General features: G+C 66.5%; 24 protein-coding genes and 5 pseudogenes. 16 read left to right on the top strand and 13 right to left on the bottom strand.

Annotated features, from left to right (window positions below):
- The first annotated feature begins 104 nt into the window (after window positions 1–104).
- Complete coding sequence (locus tag ACFVT5_RS14560; protein WP_389886219.1) at window positions 105–734, top strand: hypothetical protein; 630 nt, start codon at window positions 105–107, stop codon at window positions 732–734.
- Window positions 735–1372: 638 nt separating this feature from the next.
- Here the strand turns inward: ACFVT5_RS14560 and ACFVT5_RS14555 are convergent.
- A complete protein-coding gene (locus tag ACFVT5_RS14555) occupies window positions 1373–1792 on the bottom strand; it encodes a hypothetical protein (RefSeq protein WP_389886216.1) in 420 nt (139 codons plus the stop codon).
- Between the two features lie 375 nt (window positions 1793–2167).
- On the opposite strand from ACFVT5_RS14555, the pseudogene ACFVT5_RS14550 reads away from it, so the two are divergent.
- Both ACFVT5_RS14550 and ACFVT5_RS14545 read left to right on the top strand, forming a co-directional pair.
- Window positions 2168–2471, top strand: a pseudogene (locus tag ACFVT5_RS14550) (integrase core domain-containing protein); the annotation flags it as partial.
- Between the two features lie 36 nt (window positions 2472–2507).
- Window positions 2508–3074: a dihydrofolate reductase family protein gene (locus tag ACFVT5_RS14545; protein WP_389886213.1), complete on the top strand. Its 567-nt coding sequence runs from the start codon at window positions 2508–2510 to the stop codon at window positions 3072–3074.
- Window positions 3075–3294: 220 nt separating this feature from the next.
- Here ACFVT5_RS14545 and ACFVT5_RS14540 read toward each other — a convergent pair whose 3' ends face one another.
- Window positions 3295–3603: a hypothetical protein gene (locus ACFVT5_RS14540; RefSeq protein WP_389886210.1), complete on the bottom strand. Its 309-nt coding sequence runs from the start codon at window positions 3601–3603 to the stop codon at window positions 3295–3297.
- Window positions 3604–3757: 154 nt separating this feature from the next.
- Here ACFVT5_RS14540 and ACFVT5_RS14535 point away from each other — a divergent pair.
- Window positions 3758–4155: pseudogene (locus ACFVT5_RS14535) on the top strand (ISAzo13 family transposase); the annotation flags it as partial.
- A 73-nt stretch (window positions 4156–4228) separates the two neighbouring features.
- On the opposite strand, the gene ACFVT5_RS14530 reads toward ACFVT5_RS14535, so the two are convergent.
- Window positions 4229–4924: a class I SAM-dependent methyltransferase gene (locus ACFVT5_RS14530; protein WP_389886207.1), complete on the bottom strand. Its 696-nt coding sequence runs from the start codon at window positions 4922–4924 to the stop codon at window positions 4229–4231.
- Between the two features lie 282 nt (window positions 4925–5206).
- On the opposite strand from ACFVT5_RS14530, the gene ACFVT5_RS14525 reads away from it, so the two are divergent.
- Window positions 5207–5521, top strand: a complete 315-nt coding sequence (locus ACFVT5_RS14525; protein WP_389886204.1) for a hypothetical protein — start codon at window positions 5207–5209, stop codon at window positions 5519–5521.
- A gap of 157 nt (window positions 5522–5678) precedes the next feature.
- On the opposite strand, the gene ACFVT5_RS14520 is transcribed toward ACFVT5_RS14525, so the two are convergent.
- Window positions 5679–6476, bottom strand: coding sequence for a hypothetical protein (locus ACFVT5_RS14520; protein WP_389886202.1), 798 nt, complete (start codon window positions 6474–6476; stop codon window positions 5679–5681).
- Window positions 6477–7050: 574 nt separating this feature from the next.
- On the opposite strand from ACFVT5_RS14520, the gene ACFVT5_RS14515 reads away from it, so the two are divergent.
- Both ACFVT5_RS14515 and ACFVT5_RS14510 read left to right on the top strand, forming a co-directional pair.
- Complete coding sequence (locus ACFVT5_RS14515; RefSeq protein WP_389886199.1) at window positions 7051–7518, top strand: hypothetical protein; 468 nt, start codon at window positions 7051–7053, stop codon at window positions 7516–7518.
- 146 nt (window positions 7519–7664) lie between these two features.
- Window positions 7665–8309 (top strand): DUF4304 domain-containing protein, encoded by a 645-nt coding sequence (locus ACFVT5_RS14510; RefSeq protein ID WP_389886196.1) that lies wholly within the window; start codon window positions 7665–7667, stop codon window positions 8307–8309.
- Window positions 8310–8742: 433 nt separating this feature from the next.
- Here ACFVT5_RS14510 and ACFVT5_RS14505 read toward each other — a convergent pair whose 3' ends face one another.
- The 5 genes from ACFVT5_RS14505 to ACFVT5_RS14485 all read right to left on the bottom strand — a co-directional run bounded on the left by ACFVT5_RS14505 (window position 8743) and on the right by ACFVT5_RS14485 (window position 11482).
- Window positions 8743–9000 (bottom strand): DUF6355 family natural product biosynthesis protein, encoded by a 258-nt coding sequence (locus tag ACFVT5_RS14505; RefSeq protein WP_389886666.1) that lies wholly within the window; start codon window positions 8998–9000, stop codon window positions 8743–8745.
- A gap of 443 nt (window positions 9001–9443) precedes the next feature.
- Window positions 9444–9719 (bottom strand): hypothetical protein, encoded by a 276-nt coding sequence (locus ACFVT5_RS14500; RefSeq protein ID WP_389886193.1) that lies wholly within the window; start codon window positions 9717–9719, stop codon window positions 9444–9446.
- A 348-nt stretch (window positions 9720–10067) separates the two neighbouring features.
- Window positions 10068–10316: a helix-turn-helix transcriptional regulator gene (locus tag ACFVT5_RS14495; RefSeq protein WP_365975846.1), complete on the bottom strand. Its 249-nt coding sequence runs from the start codon at window positions 10314–10316 to the stop codon at window positions 10068–10070.
- Window positions 10316–11008, bottom strand: a complete 693-nt coding sequence (locus ACFVT5_RS14490) for a hypothetical protein (RefSeq protein ID WP_389886189.1) — start codon at window positions 11006–11008, stop codon at window positions 10316–10318. The genes ACFVT5_RS14495 and ACFVT5_RS14490 overlap by 1 nt, the downstream gene beginning before the upstream one ends.
- A gap of 267 nt (window positions 11009–11275) precedes the next feature.
- Entirely contained in the window at window positions 11276–11482 is a 207-nt protein-coding gene (locus tag ACFVT5_RS14485) for a hypothetical protein (protein ID WP_389886187.1), read from the bottom strand.
- Window positions 11483–11725: 243 nt separating this feature from the next.
- Here ACFVT5_RS14485 and ACFVT5_RS14480 point away from each other — a divergent pair, with 243 nt between their 5' ends.
- Window positions 11726–12325, top strand: coding sequence for a DinB family protein (locus tag ACFVT5_RS14480; RefSeq protein WP_389886184.1), 600 nt, complete (start codon window positions 11726–11728; stop codon window positions 12323–12325).
- Between the two features lie 64 nt (window positions 12326–12389).
- Here the strand turns inward: ACFVT5_RS14480 and ACFVT5_RS14475 are convergent.
- A pseudogene (locus ACFVT5_RS14475) lies at window positions 12390–12614 on the bottom strand (hypothetical protein); the annotation flags it as partial.
- Window positions 12615–12741: 127 nt separating this feature from the next.
- Window positions 12742–13209: a hypothetical protein gene (locus ACFVT5_RS14470; protein ID WP_389886181.1), complete on the bottom strand. Its 468-nt coding sequence runs from the start codon at window positions 13207–13209 to the stop codon at window positions 12742–12744.
- 115 nt (window positions 13210–13324) lie between these two features.
- Here ACFVT5_RS14470 and ACFVT5_RS14465 point away from each other — a divergent pair.
- The 3 genes and pseudogenes from ACFVT5_RS14465 (at window position 13325) to ACFVT5_RS14455 (ending at window position 14874) form a co-directional block, all read left to right on the top strand.
- Window positions 13325–13678 (top strand): annotated as a pseudogene (locus ACFVT5_RS14465) (DUF6300 family protein).
- A gap of 46 nt (window positions 13679–13724) precedes the next feature.
- Window positions 13725–13898: a hypothetical protein gene (locus tag ACFVT5_RS14460; RefSeq protein WP_389886178.1), complete on the top strand. Its 174-nt coding sequence runs from the start codon at window positions 13725–13727 to the stop codon at window positions 13896–13898.
- A 622-nt stretch (window positions 13899–14520) separates the two neighbouring features.
- Entirely contained in the window at window positions 14521–14874 is a 354-nt protein-coding gene (locus ACFVT5_RS14455) for a hypothetical protein (protein ID WP_389886176.1), read from the top strand.
- Between the two features lie 703 nt (window positions 14875–15577).
- On the opposite strand, the gene ACFVT5_RS14450 is transcribed toward ACFVT5_RS14455, so the two are convergent.
- Window positions 15578–16030: an Lrp/AsnC family transcriptional regulator gene (locus tag ACFVT5_RS14450; protein ID WP_389886173.1), complete on the bottom strand. Its 453-nt coding sequence runs from the start codon at window positions 16028–16030 to the stop codon at window positions 15578–15580.
- A gap of 112 nt (window positions 16031–16142) precedes the next feature.
- Between ACFVT5_RS14450 and ACFVT5_RS14445 the strand changes: the two genes are divergently transcribed.
- A complete protein-coding gene (locus ACFVT5_RS14445) occupies window positions 16143–16757 on the top strand; it encodes a LysE family translocator (RefSeq protein ID WP_389886171.1) in 615 nt (204 codons plus the stop codon).
- A 34-nt stretch (window positions 16758–16791) separates the two neighbouring features.
- Here the strand turns inward: ACFVT5_RS14445 and ACFVT5_RS14440 are convergent.
- Window positions 16792–17105, bottom strand: a pseudogene (locus tag ACFVT5_RS14440) (alpha/beta hydrolase); the annotation flags it as partial.
- Between the two features lie 210 nt (window positions 17106–17315).
- Here ACFVT5_RS14440 and ACFVT5_RS14435 point away from each other — a divergent pair.
- From ACFVT5_RS14435 to ACFVT5_RS14420, 4 genes are all read left to right on the top strand, one after another.
- Window positions 17316–17870 (top strand): hypothetical protein, encoded by a 555-nt coding sequence (locus tag ACFVT5_RS14435; RefSeq protein WP_389886168.1) that lies wholly within the window; start codon window positions 17316–17318, stop codon window positions 17868–17870.
- A gap of 69 nt (window positions 17871–17939) precedes the next feature.
- Window positions 17940–19709, top strand: coding sequence for an MOSC domain-containing protein (locus ACFVT5_RS14430; RefSeq protein WP_389886165.1), 1770 nt, complete (start codon window positions 17940–17942; stop codon window positions 19707–19709).
- A 187-nt stretch (window positions 19710–19896) separates the two neighbouring features.
- Window positions 19897–20592 (top strand): type 1 glutamine amidotransferase domain-containing protein, encoded by a 696-nt coding sequence (locus ACFVT5_RS14425; RefSeq protein ID WP_389886162.1) that lies wholly within the window; start codon window positions 19897–19899, stop codon window positions 20590–20592.
- A gap of 131 nt (window positions 20593–20723) precedes the next feature.
- Window positions 20724–21455, top strand: a complete 732-nt coding sequence (locus tag ACFVT5_RS14420) for an SDR family NAD(P)-dependent oxidoreductase (RefSeq protein WP_389886160.1) — start codon at window positions 20724–20726, stop codon at window positions 21453–21455.
- Window positions 21456–21694 lie beyond the last annotated feature (239 nt).

The raw sequence follows: 21694 nt of genomic DNA, 5'->3' as shown, positions 1-21694 counted from the left end.
CTGCAAGATGATTCCGTCGTCTCAGACACCTAACTCCACTATCCGTTCGCGCACACGGATCCCGGTTCCACCGCCGTACCGCGGACAACAGAAAGGCCCGTGTCATGCCTGAAACTCAGACCCACGCCACAGAACTGACGTCGCAGTACATCGCCCAGGTGACGGGTGACCTTGAGCGCAACACCAAGGAGCAGGAACGTATCGGTAGGGACATCGGCGCCCTTCAGGAGCAGTTGCGTGCTCTGGAGCACGACCACACGGTGCTGGTGAACATGCAGCGCGCCCTGGGCGGTGCAAGCCCCACCGTCACCGCAGAAGACGTCACAGCCGCACCGTCCGTGCCTCACCAGGGCCCCGCCGAACGCAAGCAGGGCAAGGCGAAGAAGTCAGCCGCCACAAGCGCGAAGAAGGCGGCGTCCGAGAAGCCCGCTGCCAACGCCTCTTCCGCGAAGGCACCCACGACAGCCGCCAAGCCGACCCTTGTCGAACTGATCCGCAGCCACCTCACGCAGCAGAGCGAACCGCGTTCCGCCGCCGAGATCACCGCCGCACTCACCCAGGCCCACCCCGACCGCAGCATGAAGAACACCGTCGTACGCACCACCCTCGAAGGACTCGTCGCCAAGAGCCACGCACACCGCACCAAGCAGGGCTCGTCCGTCTTCTACACCGCACCGGCAGCCTCCGCGCCCGCCCCGGCCGAGCCGCAACAGGAGACGCCGGCGGCCGAGTGACATCCGATGCGACGGCCTGCTCCGGTGCTGCGCATGATGCCCTCCCGGAGGGGTACCGGGCGCTTCACGTTCATCGTTGCAAGACACCCCAGCGGAATCGCCCTTGCCGCCGCCACCACACTGGCTCTCTGCGGACGTCGGTTGGGATGAGCGAGAGCGCGGTAGCCGGCCCGCACGCGGCCGGGTCAGCGCTCGGCTGCTGCGTCCGCACGTGGTTCACACTCGGAGTTCAAGGCAGTTGTGGAGTCCTGCTGCCAGATATGAGCGCGACAAGCGAGCCGGCCCCGCGGCCGTCACTTTGAGTTCGGCGATGACGTGAGCGGTCCTGCCGGTTACAGCCTGCCTGATGTCGATCCAACCGTGGCAACGGGCGCCGCATGCCACGTACTCCGGCGCCTGCGATGCCGTGCGTGCGTGCACCGCGGTGATGGCGCGGTCGCCGAGACCGCCAGAGCCCGAGGACGGCAGAGGCATACGACCGGAGGCACGGCCGGGACGTGCTCGGTGATGCCTCAAGCCAGGGCACATGCTCGGCATCGCCCGACTCCACAACTTGGCCCTCACCTGACAACTCACGGGTCCCATACGGGACAACCTCTGGAAAATAGACGGCAATTCGCCTTCATCAAGCGCCCCTCTTATGGCTCCATGAGTCCTCGGGTGTCCGATACAGCGGCATCCGACGCGGCATAGAGAAATGCGAGGTACGCGCCGTATGCGCCACTGCTTGTCCTGTCTCGCTCCATCGCGTGTTGCGGTGTCTCGGTCTCTCCGTCGACCGCGTGCAGCCACGCCATGACCGCGCTGAAGTGTGGGGCCAAGGCACCAGTTGCCGCCGATGCCGCATCCCTCATCTCGCTTGGCCCTTCCACATAGACAACGGCCATTAGCCGGTCGAGCGGACGGTGCAGTGCACGTGCTTCATTCCAAAGACGACGGGCGGCTTGCCGACGCTCTTCGCGCTCTTCCAGAGGGTCGCTCGCTGCGATGCCGCCGAGTTTGATACCTGCTTCGGCGAGCGTTCCGTGTACCAGATTCCAACCCTCGGCAAAGGCCACGTACGCACTCTTCCGTGATTCTCGGAGTGCCCGAGACCGTTCAGCCTCTATCTGGAGGCGTGCCTGCCCCATCTGTGCCTCAGACTGAATCTTGGCTTGTTGCTCTGCCTTTCGTCCGGTGATCCATGCGGATGCCGTTGCGCCGAGTGCGCCGACAGCGGCGCCGATGACTCCACCGAGGAGTCCTACGAGTCCTGCGTCCATGGGAGAAGTCTCGTCGGCATCGCCCGGACACTGCCAGGGCGGCGCGTATTTCCAGCACAACTGCTCAGCCGGGCCATGGAGGGGTCCGTTCGCTGACATCTGCCGCGTAGCTCGCCCAGTCGCCCGATGATGCTTGCTGCCACTGGACGACGACTTTGATGTGAATCGCCTGTCACCGACGCCTTGTCGGCGGCGGTCCGCACCCGCGGCAGCCTCGCCGGATCGATCACGCACAGCGATCCCGGAGCCCATTGAATCCACCCAGTACACCAGCCGAGTCTTCGCCGAAGCCTGCAGGTCAGCAGGGGTCCAGCAAAGCATGAGCGCGGTCGGATCCAGCGCGGACAACGCACTGGCCGATACCTTCAACGCCACCTTCAAACGCGAGCCCCTGCAAGGGCGAGAGAGCTGGCCCAACGACCGCGAGGCCCGTCTCGACGCCTTCCGATGGCTCCACCGCTACAACACCCAACGCTGACACTCCCGCCTCGGACAACGGAAGGCCGGCGCTATGCGGAGACTGCTCTACGGTATGAACGTGTCCCTGGACGGCTATGTCGCCGCGCCCGGCGACGACCTCAGCTGGAGCGCGCCGAGCGACGAGCTGTTCCAGTGGTGGCTCGACCAGGAGCGGGCGATCAGCCTGTTTCTCTATGGGCGCAAGCTGTGGGAGACCATGAGCGCCTACTGGCCGACCGGCGACCAGCAGCCGGGCGCCACCCCAGCGCATATCGAGTTCGCACGGAACTGGCGGGACACGCCGAAGGTGGTGTTCTCCTCGACGGTCGACAAGGTCGACTGGAACGCTCGCCTGGTCACCGGCGACGCGGTCGCGGAGATCACTCGGCTCAAGGCCGAGGACGGTGGGCCGATGAGGGTTGGTGGCGCGGCGCTCGCCGGGGCGGCGATGCGGGCCGGGCTCATCGACGAGTACGCGATCGTCACCCATCCGGTCCTGGTGGGAAGCGGCACACCATTCTTCACCGCGCTGGACAGCTGGGCGAACCTGAACCTGGTGGAGACACGGACGTTGCCCGGCGGCGTGGTCCTGACCAGGTACGAGACGAGGCGCAAATAACAGATCCTGTGAAGCGTTTGGGCTTGCTTGTGCCGTGGCGCTCAGAAACAGCCATGCCCGGTTCTGAGGGGGCCGGGTCATGGCAACATGACCCGGCTACCCGACCAGTGGCGGGGCATCGCGACGCGTTACGACAAGACCGCTGAGTCCTACCAGGCAGCCGTCGCCCTCGCCTCGCTCCTGGTGTGGATGGGGTGTCCCACGTGAACTGCCGGCTCGTTCATGGTCCGTGGAGTTCCGTCTCCCAAGACTGAAACGGCGGCTCGACCTCATAAGTCGGGTCGCAACAGCTGCGGATCCACTGTGCGGCGCGGTACTGCGCATCCCCATCGTTCAGCACCTCTCCGTTTGTGTCGACTTGCAACACATTGCCGTAGATGGCGAAAACCTGCTCCAGCGGCGAACCGAACTGGAAGAGAGTGGGCCGGTAGTCAAATCCGTCGAGCAGATCGACATCGATGGTGCCGTTCGCCAAGTAGAAGGCGAAGAGCCGAAGCGAAGCACGCACGTCGACGGAGAGATGTCCCATCTGCACATCATGTCTGATGTCTACGCCGCCTTGGCAACGTCTTTTGACGACAGTGCCTACTGTAAGGCTCGCAGAGAATCAACGTGTTGCTTCCGGCGATCCGGCTCGGTGCTGTGATACGAGCGTCTCCGATGAAGTCCGTGGTCAACTCGCCATGAAGTTCGGCGTGTTGTTTCCGTATCTGGACGAGCGGCAGCGGCTGATGATGATGACGGGGGCCGAGGCTCGGGTCCTGGGGCGCGGCGGTATCCGGGCGGTCGCGACGGCGGCTCAGGTCAGCGAGACGACGGTCCGCAAGGGCGTGGACGAGTGGAGGCCGGCGAGAGTCCTCTGGGGCGGGTACGCAGGATCGGTGGCGGTCGGAAGAAGGCCGTGGATCTTGATCCGGTTCTGCGGCCCGCACTGCTGGCACTGGTGGAACCTGGCGAGCGGGGCGATCCGATGTCGCCGCTGCGCTGGACGGTGAAGTCGACCACGAGCCTCGCGACCGAGCTGACCCGTCAGGGTCACAGGCTGAGCGCGGACACGGTCGGGGACCTGCTGCGTGAGGACTCTCCTTCGCGCGGGCCAGTCCCGTCAGGTCGTAATCAAGTTGGTTCGCCGGGGAGGCGCGGATTGCGCGCTATCAGGACCGCAGAAGTCTGACAGCGAGGAAGCACGGAGCTTCGTGGAGCTTGTTGTAGGCCGCTTCGTCGAGTTCTTGCAGGCCAGGCGTTGGGCGAGGTTCGATGAGTCTCTCAAGTATGAATCCCGCGGCCAGCAACTCGTTCATAAACGCTTCCAACGGCATGCGTTGGTAGCGGATCACCCACGCGCTTCCGGCGACCGGGCGGTCAACCCAGTCCTCGGCGTAGTACGAGCCACCGAATCTTCGCCAGTCAGCCGTCGGGTGCGTTGTCGAGACCAGCAGCCACCCGCGCGGACGCAGGACGCGTCGTAGCTCGCGGAGGAGACCCTGCCAGTCGGCGATGTAGTGGAGCATCAATGCGCACACGACTCCGTCGAACGACGCGTCGTCGATGAAGTCCAGCGGCTTCTCCGCATCGTGCATGCGCAGTTCGGCCCGGTCGCCCAATCGCTCCCGCGCGTGACTCAGCAGAGTGGCGCTACCGTCGATTCCGACTACCTCAGCGCCACCCGCCAGGAGTTCGGCCGCGTAGTGCCCGGCCCCGCAGCCGACATCGAGAACCTTCAGCCCGGCGACGTCCCCCGCAAGTGCGAGCATCGCGGGCCGGTCGGTGTGCGCGTTGTAGGGGCTGGTGTCAGCGATCTTCGCGAAGTGGTCGCCGAGTTCGTCGTGGTAAGCGGTCTCTGCGGGCATCGTGACAGCATCGCGCCGGCGGCTGCCGACCGCGAGCGGTTTTGCGCAACCGAGGGCGCGTCCCGTCAACGGCTGCCTCGACTTGGGCCCGCGAGACCAAGGCCAACCGTAACTTTCCGCCACACCCTGACTGGACCTGTCATGGACACGATTTATGCCCGCCATAAGACTGGGCCCGTCACCGCGCAAGGCCCACTCCAGGGAGTCTCCATGCGCGCTCACCTCGCCGCCGGTCTCGTCTCTGCTGTAGGCGGCCTGATCTGGTTCCGGCAGGATGCGTGAATGCAGATCTTGAGAGTGGTGGGCTGCGTTGGCCTGCTGGTTGCACTCGTGGGATGCGGTAGTGCCGGTGGTGGCGCTGCGGCCCCGGGTGAAGTAGAGCGTGTGGAGGCAACGGCTTCGACGGACCCGAACTCGATCACTGTTCTGGTGACCTTCGTCGGCGGGCCGGCCGACGGTCGGACCGAGCATCTGCCGCTGTCCGAGGCGACAGGCAAAGTCACCATCGACGGTGTGACCTATCGCGGCAACCCCGGCCCGCCGCCGGAGGTGAAGAACACTCCAGCGGGCCTGGCCCAGGTCATGCGGCCCGCCTGAGGCAAGGCGAACGTGGCTCTGGCTGCGCGCTGGGCTCCGCATAAGACGTCATTGCATTGAGCGATTCTGCTGTGACAGACGAGTCCCTTTTTCTGCCCTGTTCCCCGAAGGCGCCGCCGCCGACCAGGCTGCGGATGCCGTGGGCGGCGGGGCTTGGTCAGCCGCTTTCCTGGTAGGTCATGAACCAGTGTGTGTCGAAATAGCAGGCCATCGTGTACGGGTGGTGCGGGTCGATGAGGATGCGGCAGACGAACTCCGCGGCTTGGCAGTCGAATGAGACGTCCTCGTTGTCGAAGGACCGGACCACAACAGGCCAACGGTCGGGGTCGTCCCTGTCGGCCCGCCAGCAGTACAGGTCCTCGTGCTCAGTGCCCGCCCAGATGAGCAGACCGTCCTCCCTGAGACTCGTCCACGGCTCCTGGTTCAGGTCCAGATATCCGTCGAAGGCGCCCTCGCCGAACGTCTCGACCATGCGCTTGTAGTCGCTCGGCAGCGCGGTGCCGAGGCGCGACTCCACCTCCTCCCAGTCCATGTCCGGCCGCTGGGCGGGCCGTGTCCAGCCAGTGATCCCTCTGAGCCGCTCCATCCAGTCGACGTCCTCGCCCGGAGCGACCGCCAAGGGTATTGGCACCTCCCTGCGAGCGACCACCAGCACCGGACGCCCGGCCCCCTCGGCGTCCCGCGCCGTACCTGCGCCGATCCACTGATCCCCGTACGCCCACGCCCGAATCGACACGGCCCGGTCTTCGAAGGGGACCAGGAGAGCCGCGCCCCTGGATTCGTCGACCGTCGGATCGGTGAAGCCGTCCAGGACGAGGGTGCGTGGGGCGCCGTACCTGCTGTCGAGCAGGCCGACCAGGTCCTGCGGGTCCACGTCGCCGGGAAGATACATGTAGCCATCCGCCGGACCGAGTTGGGCCAGCAGGTCGGTGACGGTCCCCTGTGTGAGCTTCATGGCGAACAGTCAAGCGCACCGCACTGACAATGGACGTGCTCACAGACGTACCTGACGTCGATCAGCGAAGCGGGTCCGATATCACTGTCAACCGCCTTCCGCCGCCCTCGCGCCGACCAAGGAGGTGAGCCGCGTGATCGGGGGCTCGGTGGGATGCGCAGGGCGGTGAGGAGGTGTGTGGTGCGGGTGTTGTCGAGGGCGGGGTCACTCCAGGTACCGCTACCGGTCATGTCGTTGAGGAACACGTCGAGCCTCCCGGCGGTGCCGGTGTACTGGCGCTGACACCGACGGCGTGCGTTCCTTTCCTCACGTCCCCGCGCCCGTCTACCACGAACCCGCGGGCCACCACGTGATCGTTTGCCTTCACACGCCGATGATCAACGGTGGCCGCACCCCTATCTCAGCCGCCCCCTGTGACTACGCACCGCGGTTGGTCAGTTGAGCGTTGGCCGGGGCAGAACCGGCATATCTCGTCGTTGATATCGGCTTGAGTGTTTCCTCGCTGTACCGTTCGCGCCTGCGGCATGCTGTCGCCACAGCGTCGGCGTCGGTGGTGCCAGGTACTTTGCCGGGCATGAGCATGTGGATCTACTTTCAAGGATTCGAATCCTCCGAGCTGCCCGAGGACGCAGCGGGCTTTGAGGCCCTGTTCGATGTGGAGTTCGACGAGATACGCCGACGGGTCCGGGCAGGAGGCGCAGTATGGCTGGAGAGCGGTTTCTTCCAGCTGAACGAGCTTTACTGGCCCCGGTCGGAGCCAGGTGGCGACCGGGAGTTCCCGGTCTTCGGTGGCCGACACATACCGGACCCCGGCGGCGGCCCGGGTCACGCGGTGCTCGAACCACCGGAGGTGGCGCGCGCGGCGGCTCACCTGGAGGGGGTGTCGTTCCCGGACCGGTGGCAGGAGTGGCGGCAACTGCCCTCGTCCAACTCGGATGAAGAGCTGCGGGCGCGCCTGGCCGAGTACCACGAGGATCTACGAGCCTTCTACGGCAGGTCAGCGGAGCGCGGCTGGACGGTGGTCAAGCACTTCTCGTTCTGACCCGCCCGGGACTCCCCACACAAGCTCGCGGCCATCGGCGTCCACCTGGTAGCGCCACTCACCTCGGAGACTGCCAGTTCGCGGCGCTACGCTGCGGCAGCAACTGGCTGCTCCGATGCAGGCGCGCGGACACGGGAGAGAGACAGATGACACCGCTGGACGTGCTGGTCAGGGATCACGTGGCTCCCGTGATGAGAGCAGCGGGCTTCAAGCGGTCTGGCCGCACCTTCCGCCTCATGGCTGACAGCGGTGATCAAGCTGTTCTCGGGTTCGTACGTCACTACGTCGACCCGGACGCCGCTGTGTTCGACGTGGGGTACCGCATGGTGCCGGCTCCCTACTGGGAGTGGATCAACCGGCAGCACTGGCCCAGCGGCCAGGCGGGGGCTCCCCCTGCCTTCGGGTCAGCGGTTGTGGCCGGTGACGTGGTTCCACCACCACGGGCGGCGCATCTGCCCGACAGTGAGGCCAGGCTCCGCTCCCGCTGGGCTCTCCGCGACGACAACCGACGCATTTGCGGTGAAGCGCTGGCAAGTGCGTTGCGCGACGAAGCGATCCCGCAGATAGTTCACTTCCTCGACCGAGCCAATCTCCTGGAAGAGTGCCGCCATCCCTCCATTCCGGTCGTACGACTCGTGCCGCTGACCACATTGGAGATCTTGCTGCGCGTCGATGACGCACCACGTCGCGAGATAGAAGCGATGCTGACAGACATGCGGCCGGCAGGGCCTGGGGACGATTTCGCTGCCTGGGTACGCCGGAGACTGACGACACGCGGCCTGGCCGAGTAAGGCGCACAGAGTCGCCAATTGGGCGCCGGCCGGGTCGGTGGCGGTGGTCACGGGCGCGGCTGTTCCCCAGCTGCCTCTGAGTACGAGGGCTCTGGGGGCTGGGGACAGCGGAACGTGATGTTCGGGGCGGAACGTGATGTTCGGGAGGGAGGCTGTCACGCTTGTCGCGCTGTCACGCGATAACGGCCCTGAGTGGGGGTTCCGATGGTGTTCGAGCGACAGAAAGTGATCAATTCGGGCATTGGGACGGCTGTTGTCATGTGGTCGGCGGCGAGCGTGACAGGCGGTGCGGCAAGGTGCGTGACAGCCCGACTGTGACGCTCCGTTAGCGTGACAATCGTTCGGAGCGGGCCGACCCCTCAGGCGGACAGGACGTAGCGGTGTGTCCCCGGCATTGAACCTGGACCGTTTGCCACCGAAGTTGGTTCAAGGGTCAGTGGGGGGTGTGTCCGGTGCGGTCTCCGCTCCGGCAGCCGGCGCCGCCGATGTAGTACGCGTTGAGATAATTCGGACCTGCGCCCGGCAGCTGCGTGGGGCCGGGGCTGACACAGAGGTGGTAGTCATTGGTGCTACCGCCCCCTCTGACGTCGACGTGTACCCGCACCGTTGTCGAGCCGCAGTGGTTGTATGCGGCGAACTGGGACTCACGGACGCTGTACCGGAAGAAGCCACACGGGGCGAGGGAGCCCACACTCGCCTGACGCACTTCCGGACCGCGCTCAAACTCGGCGTGAGCCGGACTCGGGAACACCAGCAGGGCAAGCGCGGCACTTGACGCTGCCGCCAAGACGGCTCGCAGAGGACGGGGAGAGAGCTTCACGAACACTCCTAGGGGATGAGCGATGACGATTGACAACCAGATGATCGGCTTTACCTGACACCACGACACATCTCGCGTCGCGCCGATGCCGCAATCGTAACGCCGTGTTCGCGTGTAGTGACCGTATGTCACCAGATTGAGTGGTGGGTGAGATTGAAACAGGAATGAAGGCGGCAGATCTCAGGGGGGTCGTCTGGCTCTGCTTCGGGCGACCGACGAAGACACCGGTTCCGCTCGGTAAAACGCCAGGTGTTCGGCCGGGCCGGCTTTCATGTCCTCCGCAAGCGCGTCCCGCTCTACGCGTGAAGCACAGGTCAGACCACATCATCTTGGAGCCCAAAGCCTTCCGGGAACCCTTCCAGGAACTCCCGCCGAGCGGGGACAGACTCGGCTTCGGCCATCGTCCCGAGCAAATGGGTCAACTCGCTCCGCTGGTCGCTCGACAGCTTGCTGACCAGGTGGGCGACACCCTCCAGGACCTTGACCGCGTCGTCCGGATCCATCTGCTCGCCTTCACTGCCCTCGATGAACCACAAGACATCGACCAAAGCCTCGGCCAGGGCGTGGGACAGAGACGAGTACACGGGCATCAAGGCGGACTCCCAGCAGGTCCACGGCAGCAGAGTCCGGCCATCCCGCCACACACCACTGACATCACACTCAGTCAGCTCTTCACGGAAAGTGAGTCAGAACAGAACCGGAGTTTTGACGGCGCCGTACCGGCAGGGCAATTGCAGTCCAGAGCTGCGCGGCCCTTGCAGCGGGTGGAATCTTGGGAGGACCCGTTGGTGGGGTCATCGGATGTCATGGAGTACCTGACTGGACAGATGGAGCGGACACGCGGTGGCTCACGAACGGGGCCGCATCTTCCTTTCGGCACGTGAAACGGACCTCGGCGTCGGCCCGGCCCGCCTCAGACGGCGGCTGGTCAGTGCCGTCTACAGCCGGCGCTCGTCTTCGGCGCCTCGGTACGTGAGCAGGTCGCCTGGCTGGCAGTCGAGGACCTCGCAGATGCGGGTCAGCGTGGTGAAGCGGATCGCGCGGGCCCGGCCGTTCTTCAGAATGGACAGGTTCACATTGGTCACGCCGACCCGGGAGGCAAGTTCCGCAAGCGTCATGCCACGCTCGCTGAGCATGTGATCGAGATGGACCTCGATCGCGTGGCTGTCGTTGCCGTCCGGCGCCATCACACCGTTCCTTCCAGATCCTTCCGCATGTCCGCCCCGGCGCGCATGATGCGGGCGAACGTGAGGATGCCCAGGGCTGTGAAGACGAGGGCGTAGGGCGCCTGCCAGTTCTCCCCCCAGCTGTCCGCGTTGAAGGTGTAGTCCTGGACCAGGGTCGCCAGTAGTGCCGCGTGCGCGCCGGCTTCCACCACCTCTGCGACCAGGCAGCCGAGCAGCAGCCACCAACCTGCGACCCGCAGGTGCTTCGCCGTCCGTACGGTGAAGACGCCCTGGCGGGAGGCGCCGTGTATCAAGCGGTTGAGCAGGAACAGGACGCCCAGGAGCAGCAGCCACGAGGGGAAGCTGCCGAGGAAGTCGAACAGCCGCTGGGCACTGTCGGGGTGATCCGTGCAGTACGACGGGCGGGCCATGACCTCGGCCCCTGGATGGGGTCGGAACAGGTGGGTGAACCCGTCCCCGCTGAATTCCGTGCGGGACTCGGCACACACGTACCGACCGCCCCATATCTGGCTCAGCTTGGTGCCTGTCAGGAGTGCCAGGGCGCTCGCGATGAGGACCGCGAGAAACAGTCGGTAGACGCCCCGGACCACGGTGGCAACCGGCTCCAGCAGCCTGGCCTCGGCACGGTCGTCATTTGACGGCGGCCCATCTGGCAGCCCGGCCCCGCTGGAGCTCAGCACCTCAGCAGACATCGACAACCGCCCCTCGTATCGAATATCGATGTTATCGAAGAACGATAAGAGCAAGTACAGTAGTGGTCAACCCCTCCCCGACACCCGTCAACGAGCGCCACCGCCGCCCCGCACCTCTCCCCGACTCAGGGGGCGTCACGCCGGATCGGCGCGTACAGCGGCACCTTCGATATCTGCGGCAAAACCAGCACCCTTCACCAGCCCCACACACGAAACGCCGGACCGCCAACCGGATCACGAAGCCCTGCTCAGCGAGCGGAAGATCCTTCAACCTGCGCTGATAGCGGTCGTGCACCCGGTCCGAGAACTGCCGCAGTCCGGACACTCCGCCCCGGGCGCTCGGCCTCTCGCCACCACCTTGACCGTGCCGAACGCGGCCGTCACCGCCTCGACATCCACGTCGCCGATCCCGTCGAACGCGAGCAACTCCCAGAACGATGCATCGGTCAGCATGACCAGCACCATCACGGTCAACAGCCGACCACGACAGCGACAGCCAAGGGCTTGACGAAGCCGTCTCACTTAATGTTGTCGGTCAGTCGTCTTCGACCGCTGTGCATCGGCGGAAAGCGGCTTGGCGGCAGCGCCCCGAGCAGTAGCGAGCGTCATGACATCGGTCGATGCCGGTCGTCCAGGTGACCTCGCAGGCTGGGCACTCCCTCCACCGGAACCTGACGATCAGCATCAATGTCAGTGCCGGGTGGAAGACTGCCCGGCATGATCGAACCGAATCCGAAAGCGGACCTTCTCCGTTACCTGCAAGACGGGCGTGACGCCCTGCTGTGGAAGCTCGATGGGCTCTCGGAATACGACATCCGCCGCCCGCTGACTCACACGGGAACGAACCTGCTGGGGCTGGTCAAACACATCGCCAGCGTGGAGCTGGGGTACCTCGGTGACACGTTCGGGCGGCCCTTCTTCGACGAGGACGTGCCGTCCTGGTGGTATACGGAGGACTCAGAACCCAACTCGGACATGTGGGCCACCGCAGACCAGTCGCGCGAAGAGATCGTTGGGCTGTATCACCAGGCGTGGGAGCACTCCAACAGCACGATCGCGACGCTGCCGCTTGACGCGATCGGTCACGTCCCGTGGTGGCCGGAGGAACGCCGAGAGGTGACACTGCACCACATCGTGGTGCGCGTGATCACCGATACCCAGCGCCACACCGGCCACGCCGACATCGTGCGAGAGCTCATCGACGAGAGCGTCGGGTATTTGAAGGGCAACGACAACATGCCCCCAGGCGATCACGCGTGGTGGGAGGACCACCGGAGCCGACTGGAGCGCGTGGCGCGGGAAGTCGATAACAGCTGATCTCACCCTGCTGCCGCCGACCCCGCCCACCTGCTCCGGGGTCGGCCATGCGGCGATTCAGAGGGGCACCCCAGCCGGTGGCGGTGATTGCCCAGGGATCGGCCGTTGGTGCGGTGTGGTTGGGCAGGTCCTCAAAGTCAGTGACTGCGGTTGTGCCGGCCAGGGCCTCCGTCATGAGCCATTTTGCCCGGTGGTGCCAGGAGCTCGCGGATCGGAGGATGCACTCGCCCTCGGACACCAACAGCGGTGTGGGCCAGAGGAGTTCGTAGTTGTTCAAGCCCAGACTCACCGCAACAACATCGCCCGTCAGGTCAGGGCTCTCGTAGAGCGTCCGGTTTACTGAGGGATCGGGTAGCTCGTGCTGCTGACGGTTGAGTGCCCAGGATGGGGCCGAGGCAGGCAGGCTTCTGGGGCGGTCAGCCCAGCTTCTCGTGGGCCGCGTTGAGGAAGGTGTTCATGGGGCCGCGCAGATGGTCCCACGCGGCTTCGGGCCGGCCGAGGTCCTCCCACAGGACATGGTTCACCGCGCTCGCGTAGTCCCAGGCAAGGTGGTAGAGCTGCGGGCCGATGAGAACCAGGATCATCCGCTCGCAGACCCAGAGGCGCTCGATGAGGGCCCGTTCGGCGGCGAGCCACTCAGGTGTGCGGCCGGAGGACCACTCGGGTGCCTCGTAGCGTTCCTCGGCGAGGCGTATGCCTTGCTGCGCGAGCTGGATGAACTCCCGCAGCACCTCAAGCCGTTCAGCGCGGCGGGCCTCCGCCAGCTGCACGGCCTGGCGCTTGTCCTCGGTACGGGCGGCCTGGCGTGCGGTGGTGAACTGGGCCAGGTAGGAAAGACCTCCGCCAAGTACGACACCGATCAATGGCGCCCAGACCTGATTCACCCGCTCACGTTAGCCGACAGCGCTGCGCCGATCAGGCGGAAAGTCCGGTGATCACGTGATGCCTAGGGTGGTCGGTCGCCGGGTCATGTCCCGCCCGTGATTCCGAGGAGTTGACGTGGGAGGTCACCAGGTCTTGGGCGGGGCTCACGTTTTGACCAAGGGGGGCCTTACGGTCCGAGTTGAGCGTTCTGATCGGCTGCCGCAGTGTTCACGCTGTGGCAAGGACCTGATCACCAGCACGGTCATGCCGAAGGACGACGAACGGGGACGGCCGATCCACCTGGAGCTGTGCGCGAACTGAGACGCAGACAAGCCTGCGGCCGGCGCGCTGATCCGGTTCTTCGCCGACGGCGGCGGCCGGGACACGGCCCGGTCAGAGGAGGGCGCGAGGCTGCTGTGGCACTGGACGCGGGAGGAGATGGCCGCCTACGGCTGGTTCTGGGAAGAGACGCCTCCCGGCCAGAACTGAACTGCTGGCGGTGGGCATTGTCAGTGGCTGCTGTCAACATCCGCTCATGCCCACCAGCCGGGAGTACGCGCGCTCCCTCTTCGCGGAACTGACGCAGAGCGCCACGGTCCCGCTGGACCCTGACGAGCTGCTCCATACGCCGGACCTGCGAGTGCACGGTCACGTCTTCGTCGGCGAAATAGCTCTGCGCTGCTACAAGCACAAGGCGCGCTGGACGTAGGACGAGAGGGACATCCGCCGCGCCGGCCGCGCGTTCCCGAAGCTGCTCCTGGATCCCGGCGACGGCTGCTGAATCTCATGCTTCCAGTGCAGGGCAGGGTTCTTCCTCCGACTGCAGGAACGCCAGGACGGCCTTCGTGAACTCCATCGGTTCGGATTTGTGAAACGAGTGCCCGGCCGGAAACACGACGGGAGGTCGGACTGGTCTCGCGCGTCGAGGAACCCGCCGAGGAGCCGGTCGAGCGTGGTCACCGCTGCGGTGTCGGCCCGCAGTATGAGCGGGTGGCCCCATCCCCAGGGAGCGTCCGGAAACCGCACGATCAGGCGGGTTGGCCGGAATGGCGCGCCCTCCTTCCGGAAGGACGCCCGCGTGGGTGCCCCGTTTGCACTCCGCGACCCTCATGGCTTGATCGTGACGCCCGCCCCTGTCCCACGACTTCGTCATGGGACGCGAAATCCCAGCAGGTCAGCGCGTAGGACGTCCCGCGTTGCGCCGCTTCGAGCGGCGGCTGTGGGCCGCCGCGGACCCGACCGGGCAATGTCGGTAACGCATCCACCGAGGGATACGGGATGGGGCGCGACACCCGCCCCCTGTCCCCCCAAACGGGGAAGGAAGTCACGTCATGATCGCAACGAAGCGCCTGGCGCTCGGGGTCGCCTCGATCGCCCTCGGCGGCGGGGTCGCCCTCGCCGCAGTGCCGACGGCCACCGCCGCGCCCGCCGCACAGGCACTGACCGCTCAGAGCCAGACCGCACAGGGTGATGCGTCCGCCAGGGCCAAGTGCTCGAAGTGGCTCGACTACGCCCACGGTCGCGGCCGGGCCCACGCCAAGTGCCCCGGGTACCTCGTGCACGTCAAGGTGAAGTGCGCCAACGGCAAGAAGTACAACAGCAAGCCGTACTGGCGGTACGGCTACAACAAGGCCGAGTGCCCGAAGGGTGTCGGTGCGATCGGTATGAGCGGCAAGCTCCGCTGATCCCGGTCGGCCGAAGCGGTGACCCGCTCACCTCTCGAAGGAGGTGGGCGGGTCACCTGCTGGTCGTCGTGAAGTGCAGCGTGTCGATCAGGAACAGGCTCTGCAGGTAAGAGTGAAGGTCAGCCTTGGCATTTGATGCGGTCATGGAGCAAGTCCGCCGCTCGCGCGATCTTCGTCCACCGTCTTTCCATCGCACGGGCGAACCAGATCATCTGACACGACGAGCGGCAACGAGATTGAACAGGTCGTCGAACCTGCGATGAGGATCATCACGAGCCCAGCGGTGCAGCTTGGTCTGGATCTTCAGTACCGGCGCTCAGCCTCATACAAGGCGCGCTCCATCTCGTCGGTATTCACCGGCGACCCTCCCCACATTCCACTACTCCAGCCACTGACTTGCTGGCCCCCTTGGCCCTGCGACCGGCTTTTCCGGTCTCCACTACGGGTCGTTACTCCCACGACTACTACGGGGCCTCCGCCCCATCCACGGCCATCAGTCGGCAACGGACCTCCCCGCCACCGAACTGGCTGTCCGGTGACTTGAGCAACCGCAGAGGGTTCCACGTTCACCACACAATCGATCGTCCAGGGAGGTGCCCAGCTCTACCGCCTCGTGGCGCACTCCGGTGCCACCGAACATTGCGCGCGTGCCATCGAACGTTGAGCGACACCGCGTGAGGGTGCCAGCGGGCAAGTCCGTGAGCTATTCGGGGAGCGGGCGGCTGTCGATGACGTTCTTCATGACGAGGGTGGAGGTCAGGCGCTGGACCCCGGGCAGTCGGGCGAGCTGCTGGTCGTACAGCTTCTGGAAGGCGGCCAGGTCTGTGGTGGCGACCCGCAGGAGGTAGTCGGGTTCGCCGAACAGGCGCTGGGCTTGGAGGACGTGGGGGATTGCGGTCACGGCCTCTTCGAAGGCGGTGACGGTGTCGGGGTTCTCCCAGCGCAGGGTGGCGAAGACGAGGGCTTCGAAGTTCAGGCCGACGGCTGCCGGGTCCACGACGGCGCGGTAGCCGCGGATCGCACCCTCACGTTCAAGGTCGCGCAGCCGTCGGTGGCATGGCGAGACGCTGAGCTGTACACGGGCGGCCAGCTCGGTGATGGTCAGGCGGCCATCCAGTTGCAGCTCAGCAAGAATCTTCCGATCTAGGGCGTCCATGGAGAAGATTCTCCCTCACTTGCCGCGATCAAGGGGTAAGAAGGTAAACACCTTCGGGCATTTCCGGCCTAGCCTTCCTTCTCGGAACAAGCTGTACGAGAGGGAGCGGGCCATGGACACGACGACGCTGGCGGCCTTCCTGGCGGTGGACCTGCTGCTGGTCTTCACCCCCGGCGCGGACTCGGCGTACGCGATATCGGCCGGGCTGCGGGAACGCTCGGTCGTGCCCGCCGTCGCCGGACTGGTCGCCGGGCACGCCGCCTACGCCCTGGTGGCCGTCGCGGGGCTGGCGATGGTCGTGGCGAGTTCCCCGGCCGCACTCACCGCCCTGACCGTGGCGGGCGCCGGTTACCTGCTCTGGCTGGGCTGGGGCGTTCTGCGGCAGCCGGCCGTACCGATCGCCGCGAAGAGTGCGGACACATCCCGGGCGCAGGCCGTGCTCAAGGGGTTCGGGATCAGCGGCCTCAACCCGAAGGCGCTGCTGCTGTACTTCTCCCTGTTCCCGCAGTTCCTCGACACCACTGGCGGCTGGCCGGTCGCCGCGCAGACCGAGCTGCTCAGCACGGTGCACGTGACCGCGTGCTCCGTCGTCTACCTCACCGTGGGCATCCTGGCCCGCACGGTGCTGAAGACCAGGCCCTCGGCGGCCCGGATCGTCACCCGCATCAGCGGTGCCATGATGATCACCATCGGCACCTTCCTGCTGGTGGAACGCCTCACCGGCTGACGAGCCGTTGCGCTCACCCGACAGGGACCCGAACAACCTGGGTCGGGTACTTCGCCTCGGGTGCCAAGTCGTATACGGGGAAAACCGCCGCCGCGCAGGTGCCGACCACCAGTTCGCGGACCAGCCGGTCGTGGGTGTCGGTGTCGCCGAACACCCAGCCTCCCCCTTGCGTGTACATGACCACCGGCGGCGTCCCGGTCGCGCCCTTCGGTCGCATGATGCGTGCACGCACCGTTCCCCACCCGCCCGCGTCGACACTGACCCACTCCTCGTCGACCTCGGGCTTGGCCACACGTTGGCCGGCCCGCAGTCTGTCGAGAAGGGCCCCCGGCCCTGGTCCGGAGACATCTCGTAGATCCGCTAGATCCGCGGATGCGGGGAGGTGGCCTCGGCCAGTTGCTGCGCGGGCCGCCACCCCCTGCGGCCTTCCCATCCCGAATGGTGCCGTGACGGTGTGCGTGTAAGCATGCCTAGGGGGAGATGTCGGCGTCGCCGGGTCGCGGGACGTCGCGCTTACCGGCCCCGTATCGCCAAGACCAGCAGCAGGAGCGTTGCAGAATGCGCACTCCGAAGCAGTTGACTCCGCTCAGCGCGATCGCGTCGGGTCTGGCCGCCGGCCTGGTCGGCACCGTGTGCATGGACACGGTTCGGTTCCTGCGGCAGCGCCGGTCCGGTGGTGAGCGCAATCCCCTGCGGTGGGAGTTCGCTCCCGTCCGCACCTGGAAGGAGGCTCCGGATCCCGGGCAGATCGGCAAGCGCCTGATCGAGGGCTTCACCCAGCGCGAACTCCCGGATACCGCGGCCTGGCCGGTCAGCACGTTCATGCACTGGTCGTACGGCGCGGCCTACGGGGCGCTCTACGGCGTAGTCGCCGGCTCGGTGCGCAAGCCGCCCTCTGCGGTCTACGGCGTGCCGTTCGGCGCGCTCGTTTGGTTCAGTGACTACATCACCTTGCCGATCGCGGGGCTCTACGAGCCCATCTGGAAGTACGACCGCAAGACCCTCGCGGACGACCTCGGCCCCCACCTGGCTTACGGCGCCGCGACCGGGACCGTCTTCTGGATCCTGGGCAAGGTTCGTACCGTCTGTGTCCGGGCTCATCCGAGCGGGTGAACGCGCCCCGCGGTCCGGATCCATCTCTATCTGGTCGGTGCGGTCCGCGGCTCAGCGAAGGGATGTCGTATGGCCACGCTGATCGCCGTGAACGTCGGCATGCCCAAGGACGTCGCCTGGCATGGCAAGACCATCCGCACCGGCGTCTGGAAGCAACCCGTGGCGGGGCCCCTGATGGCGCGGTCGCTCAATCTGGACGGCGACGGGCAAGGCGACCTTGCCGGGCACGGCGGCGAGCAGCGTGCCGTACTGGTCTACCAGTTGGACTCCTACCGCCACTGGCAGGAGCACATGAAGCGGGACGACTTCACGTACGGCCAGTTCGGCGAGAACTTCACCGTGGACGGACTCGCCGACGACGAGGTGTGCATCGGCGACCGCTTTCAGATCGGCGGGGCGGTCTTCGAGGTCACGCAGCCCCGCGTGACGTGCTACCGCGTGGGGTTGCGGATGGGGGAACCTCAGATGGCCGCGCTGCTCGTCTCCCACCGCCGCCCGGGCTTCTACATGCGGGTGCTGGCAGAAGGGCAGGTGCAGGCCGGGGACGAGATCGTCAGGATTGCGCCAGGCCCCGAGGAGATGACCGTCGCCGAGATGGACGGGCTGCTCTACCTGCCCGGCCACTCCCGGCCGCAGCTCGAACGCGCCCTGCGTATCCCTGCGTTGAGCCCCGGGTGGAAGACGTCGCTGCGTGCCCTGCTGGACGATGTGGATCGCGGCCCTGGCAGCGTGGGCGGCAACAGCGGGCTCACCCCCACCAGTCCGCCCCCGGCATGGCCCGGGTTCCGCCCGCTGAAAGTCGTCCGCATCGAGCCGGAGAGCGCGAGCATCTTCTCACTCACTCTGGCGTCGGTCGACGGTGAGCCGCTCCCGGCCGCACTGCCGGGGCAGTTCCTCGCGGTCAGGTTGCGGCCGGACCCACTGGCCGCCCCAGCCATCCGCAGCTACTCGCTGTCCGGCCGTCCGGGCGCCGAGACGTACCGCATCAGTGTCAAGCAGGAGCCGCACGGCGTCGCCAGCACCTACCTGTCCCAGCGGGTGAAAGTGGACGATGTTCTCGACGTCGCCGCTCCGCGCGGTACGTTCCTGCTGGCGGACACCGAGACTCCGGTGCTGCTGCTGTCCGCCGGTGTCGGTGCCACCCCGGTCCTGGCCATGCTGTACGGTCTCGCCGCGGAGCCCTCACAGCGCCCGGTGTGGTGGCTGCACGCGGCCCGAGACGGCGAGAACCACCCCTTCGCCGACGAAGTGCGCGCCCTGCTCTCCCGGCTGCCCGCAGGCCGGTCATTCGTCTCGTACAGCCGTCCGCGCGGCGTTGATCGCCCAGGTATCGACTACACGGTGTCCGGGCGGCTCGGCATCGATTGGATCCGCGGCCTCGAACTGCCCCCGGACACGGACGCCTACCTCTGCGGGCCGGTCGCGTTCATGCGGGACATGACGGCAGCCCTGGTGGCCTGCGGCCTGCCGTCCACGCGGATCCGCACCGAGACCTTCGGAGCCGCGCCTGCCGTCACCCCCGGTGTGGTGGCGGAATCCACCCGGGCACCGCACCAGCCGGCCCATCGTCCCACCGGACGAGCCATGTCGTCCGTGTCCTTCGCTCGCAGTGGCCTGACCGTTCCCTGGCACCCTGGCTACGGGACTCTGCTCGAACTCGCCGAGGCATGCGACGTTCCCGTGCGCTGGTCCTGCCGGACCGGGGTCTGTCACACCTGCGAGACCGCGCTGCTTTCGGGCCACGTCGACTACTCCCCCGAGCCCGTGGACCTCCCCGCTGAGGGAAGCGCCCTCATCTGCTGTTCGACGCCGCCTGCCGACGTGGTCCTGGACATGTGACCGGATTGCCTCGGCTGCCAAGGTTCAGCGCTTCCCACCAGGCGGGCAGCCGTGGCGGAGAGACCGTCCGGGTGCGCCGGTCGGCAGACGTGCATAGGGTCCCAGAAGGGAGAGACTGGACGGAGCGGACCGGTTTCATGGGTCATCCCGCAGAACCCTCGTGCGTATCCGAGAGGAGATCCTTGCCATGGCGAAAGTGCTGTTCATCGTCAGCGGAGCCGCCTACTGGGTACTGAAGGACGGCACGAGGTACGCGACGGGATACTGGGCCGAGGAGTTCGCGAACCCGTACAAGATCCTCACGGACGCCGGTCACGAGGTAGTCGTCGCGACGCCGAACGGCGTAACTCCGACCGTCGACATGATGAGCCTGCGCCCCGAGATGGTCGGCGGCAACGACAGCGCCCTTGAGTTGGAGGCCATCATCCGTTCCGCGGAGGCGATGCGCCGGCCACTGCAGCTGTCTCACGTGCGCCTGGAGGACTACGACGCGGTGTACGTACCGGGCGGTCACGGTCCTATGTCGGACCTGGCGTTCGACGCCGACGTGGGGCGGCTGCTGACGCGGCAACTGACCTCGGGCAACCCGCTGTTCATCGTCTGCCACGGCCCCGCTTCAATGCTGGCCACCAGGATCCATGGCGAGTCGCCGTTCAAGGACTACAACATCACCTGCTTCACCAACGAGGAAGAAGAGGGCGTCGGGTTGGCCTCCAGGGTGACGTGGCTGCTGGAGACCGACGTCCAGGAGAAGGTCGGGGTCAACTTCAGCCGCGGCCCGGTGTGGGAGCCGTACATGGTCCAGGACCGCAACCTGGTCACCGGGCAGAACCCGGCTTCGGCTGCGGTCCTGGGAAAGCGGATGCTGGAAATCCTCAAGTGACCCCGTCCCGGGGCGTGGTGGGACGGGGATCGGTCACCTGTCGAGTGAGCCATGGCCGAGGGGCCGGGTCCCGGGGCGTACCACAACCGTCACCGGCCTGATCCACGCTGATCAGGCGAAGGAAGTGAAGCATGAACGACACGACGGGTGCGGGCACCGCCCAGAAGGTCGCGATCATCACCGGTGCCAACGGGGGCATCGGCTCTGCCATCGTCACCGCCTACCGCGGCCTCGGGTACGCGGTCGTGGCCACCAGCCGTTCCATGCCGCAGTCCGAGGACCCGCAGGTGCTCGCCTTCAACGACGATCTGGCTGAGTCCGGCGCGGGCGCGCGGATCGTGGCGGCGGCGATGGACGGGTTCGGCCGGATCGACACCGTGGTCAACAGCGCCGGCGTCTACATCGGCAAGCCGTTCACCGAATACACGGACGCGGATTTCGACCTGATGGTCGGCGTGAACCTGCGCGGCTTCTTCAGCGTCTCGCGCAGCGCCCTCGGCGCCATGCTCTCCCGTCGTGAGGGAGGCGGTCACCTGGTGAACATCTCCACTTCCCTGGTCGACCAGCCGAATTCGCAGGTGCCCTGCGCGCTGGCGTCACTCACCAAAGGCGGGCTGAACGCCGTCACCAGGGAACTGGCGATCGAGTACGCGGCGCACGGCATCCGGGTCAACGCCGTCTCGCTGGGCGTGGTGCGCACCCCGATGAACCCCGACGCGACGCCCGAGCTCGCCGCCCGCCACCCGCTCGGGCGGATGGAAGAGGTCGACGACGTCGTCCAGGCCATCCGGTATCTGGAGCAGGCATCCTTCGTCACGGGCGAGATCCTGCATGTGGACGGCGGCCAGAGCGCCGGCCACTGAAAGCGGCAGCGGTCGCCTCGTGAGGAACCGCGCCTGCGACCTTAAGGTCTGAGGTCGCTGTCGGGTGACCATCGCTCATGATTCGCGCCTTGTCGACGCCGCCCGCCATGCCCTCCGGTGTTCTCTCTCCGGGTCCCCTCAGCCTGTGCTGCCCGCCGCCCAGGGTCTGCGGCTGCGGCCTTGGGAGCCCGGCTGACGTTCCGGCCTCCCTGTCCCGAACTGGGCGGGGTTGACGAATC

Origin of the sequence: Streptomyces sp. NPDC058001 (assembly GCF_042886315.1) — a bacterium.
Classification (GTDB): domain Bacteria; phylum Actinomycetota; class Actinomycetes; order Streptomycetales; family Streptomycetaceae; genus Streptomyces.
The sequence above is the reverse complement of the archived record's forward strand: the minus strand, read 5'-3'. Positions and strand labels throughout refer to the sequence as shown.

What these genes read in the sequence shown, in the direction of transcription:
- ACFVT5_RS14560 (WP_389886219.1), top strand. Translation starts at nt 105, where the DNA reads ATGCCTGAAACTCAGACCCACGCCACAGAACTGACGTCGCAGTACATC.
- ACFVT5_RS14545 (WP_389886213.1), top strand. Translation starts at nt 2,508, where the DNA reads ATGCGGAGACTGCTCTACGGTATGAACGTGTCCCTGGACGGCTATGTC.
- ACFVT5_RS14540 (WP_389886210.1), bottom strand. Translation starts at nt 3,603, where the DNA reads ATGGGACATCTCTCCGTCGACGTGCGTGCTTCGCTTCGGCTCTTCGCC.
- ACFVT5_RS14530 (WP_389886207.1), bottom strand. Translation starts at nt 4,924, where the DNA reads ATGCCCGCAGAGACCGCTTACCACGACGAACTCGGCGACCACTTCGCG.
- ACFVT5_RS14525 (WP_389886204.1), top strand. Translation starts at nt 5,207, where the DNA reads ATGCAGATCTTGAGAGTGGTGGGCTGCGTTGGCCTGCTGGTTGCACTC.
- ACFVT5_RS14520 (WP_389886202.1), bottom strand. Translation starts at nt 6,476, where the DNA reads ATGAAGCTCACACAGGGGACCGTCACCGACCTGCTGGCCCAACTCGGT.
- ACFVT5_RS14515 (WP_389886199.1), top strand. Translation starts at nt 7,051, where the DNA reads ATGAGCATGTGGATCTACTTTCAAGGATTCGAATCCTCCGAGCTGCCC.
- ACFVT5_RS14510 (WP_389886196.1), top strand. Translation starts at nt 7,665, where the DNA reads ATGACACCGCTGGACGTGCTGGTCAGGGATCACGTGGCTCCCGTGATG.
- ACFVT5_RS14500 (WP_389886193.1), bottom strand. Translation starts at nt 9,719, where the DNA reads ATGCCCGTGTACTCGTCTCTGTCCCACGCCCTGGCCGAGGCTTTGGTC.
- ACFVT5_RS14495 (WP_365975846.1), bottom strand. Translation starts at nt 10,316, where the DNA reads ATGGCGCCGGACGGCAACGACAGCCACGCGATCGAGGTCCATCTCGAT.
- ACFVT5_RS14490 (WP_389886189.1), bottom strand. Translation starts at nt 11,008, where the DNA reads ATGTCTGCTGAGGTGCTGAGCTCCAGCGGGGCCGGGCTGCCAGATGGG.
- ACFVT5_RS14480 (WP_389886184.1), top strand. Translation starts at nt 11,726, where the DNA reads ATGATCGAACCGAATCCGAAAGCGGACCTTCTCCGTTACCTGCAAGAC.
- ACFVT5_RS14460 (WP_389886178.1), top strand. Translation starts at nt 13,725, where the DNA reads ATGCCCACCAGCCGGGAGTACGCGCGCTCCCTCTTCGCGGAACTGACG.
- ACFVT5_RS14455 (WP_389886176.1), top strand. Translation starts at nt 14,521, where the DNA reads ATGATCGCAACGAAGCGCCTGGCGCTCGGGGTCGCCTCGATCGCCCTC.
- ACFVT5_RS14450 (WP_389886173.1), bottom strand. Translation starts at nt 16,030, where the DNA reads ATGGACGCCCTAGATCGGAAGATTCTTGCTGAGCTGCAACTGGATGGC.
- ACFVT5_RS14445 (WP_389886171.1), top strand. Translation starts at nt 16,143, where the DNA reads ATGGACACGACGACGCTGGCGGCCTTCCTGGCGGTGGACCTGCTGCTG.
- ACFVT5_RS14435 (WP_389886168.1), top strand. Translation starts at nt 17,316, where the DNA reads ATGCGCACTCCGAAGCAGTTGACTCCGCTCAGCGCGATCGCGTCGGGT.
- ACFVT5_RS14430 (WP_389886165.1), top strand. Translation starts at nt 17,940, where the DNA reads ATGGCCACGCTGATCGCCGTGAACGTCGGCATGCCCAAGGACGTCGCC.
- ACFVT5_RS14425 (WP_389886162.1), top strand. Translation starts at nt 19,897, where the DNA reads ATGGCGAAAGTGCTGTTCATCGTCAGCGGAGCCGCCTACTGGGTACTG.
- ACFVT5_RS14420 (WP_389886160.1), top strand. Translation starts at nt 20,724, where the DNA reads ATGAACGACACGACGGGTGCGGGCACCGCCCAGAAGGTCGCGATCATC.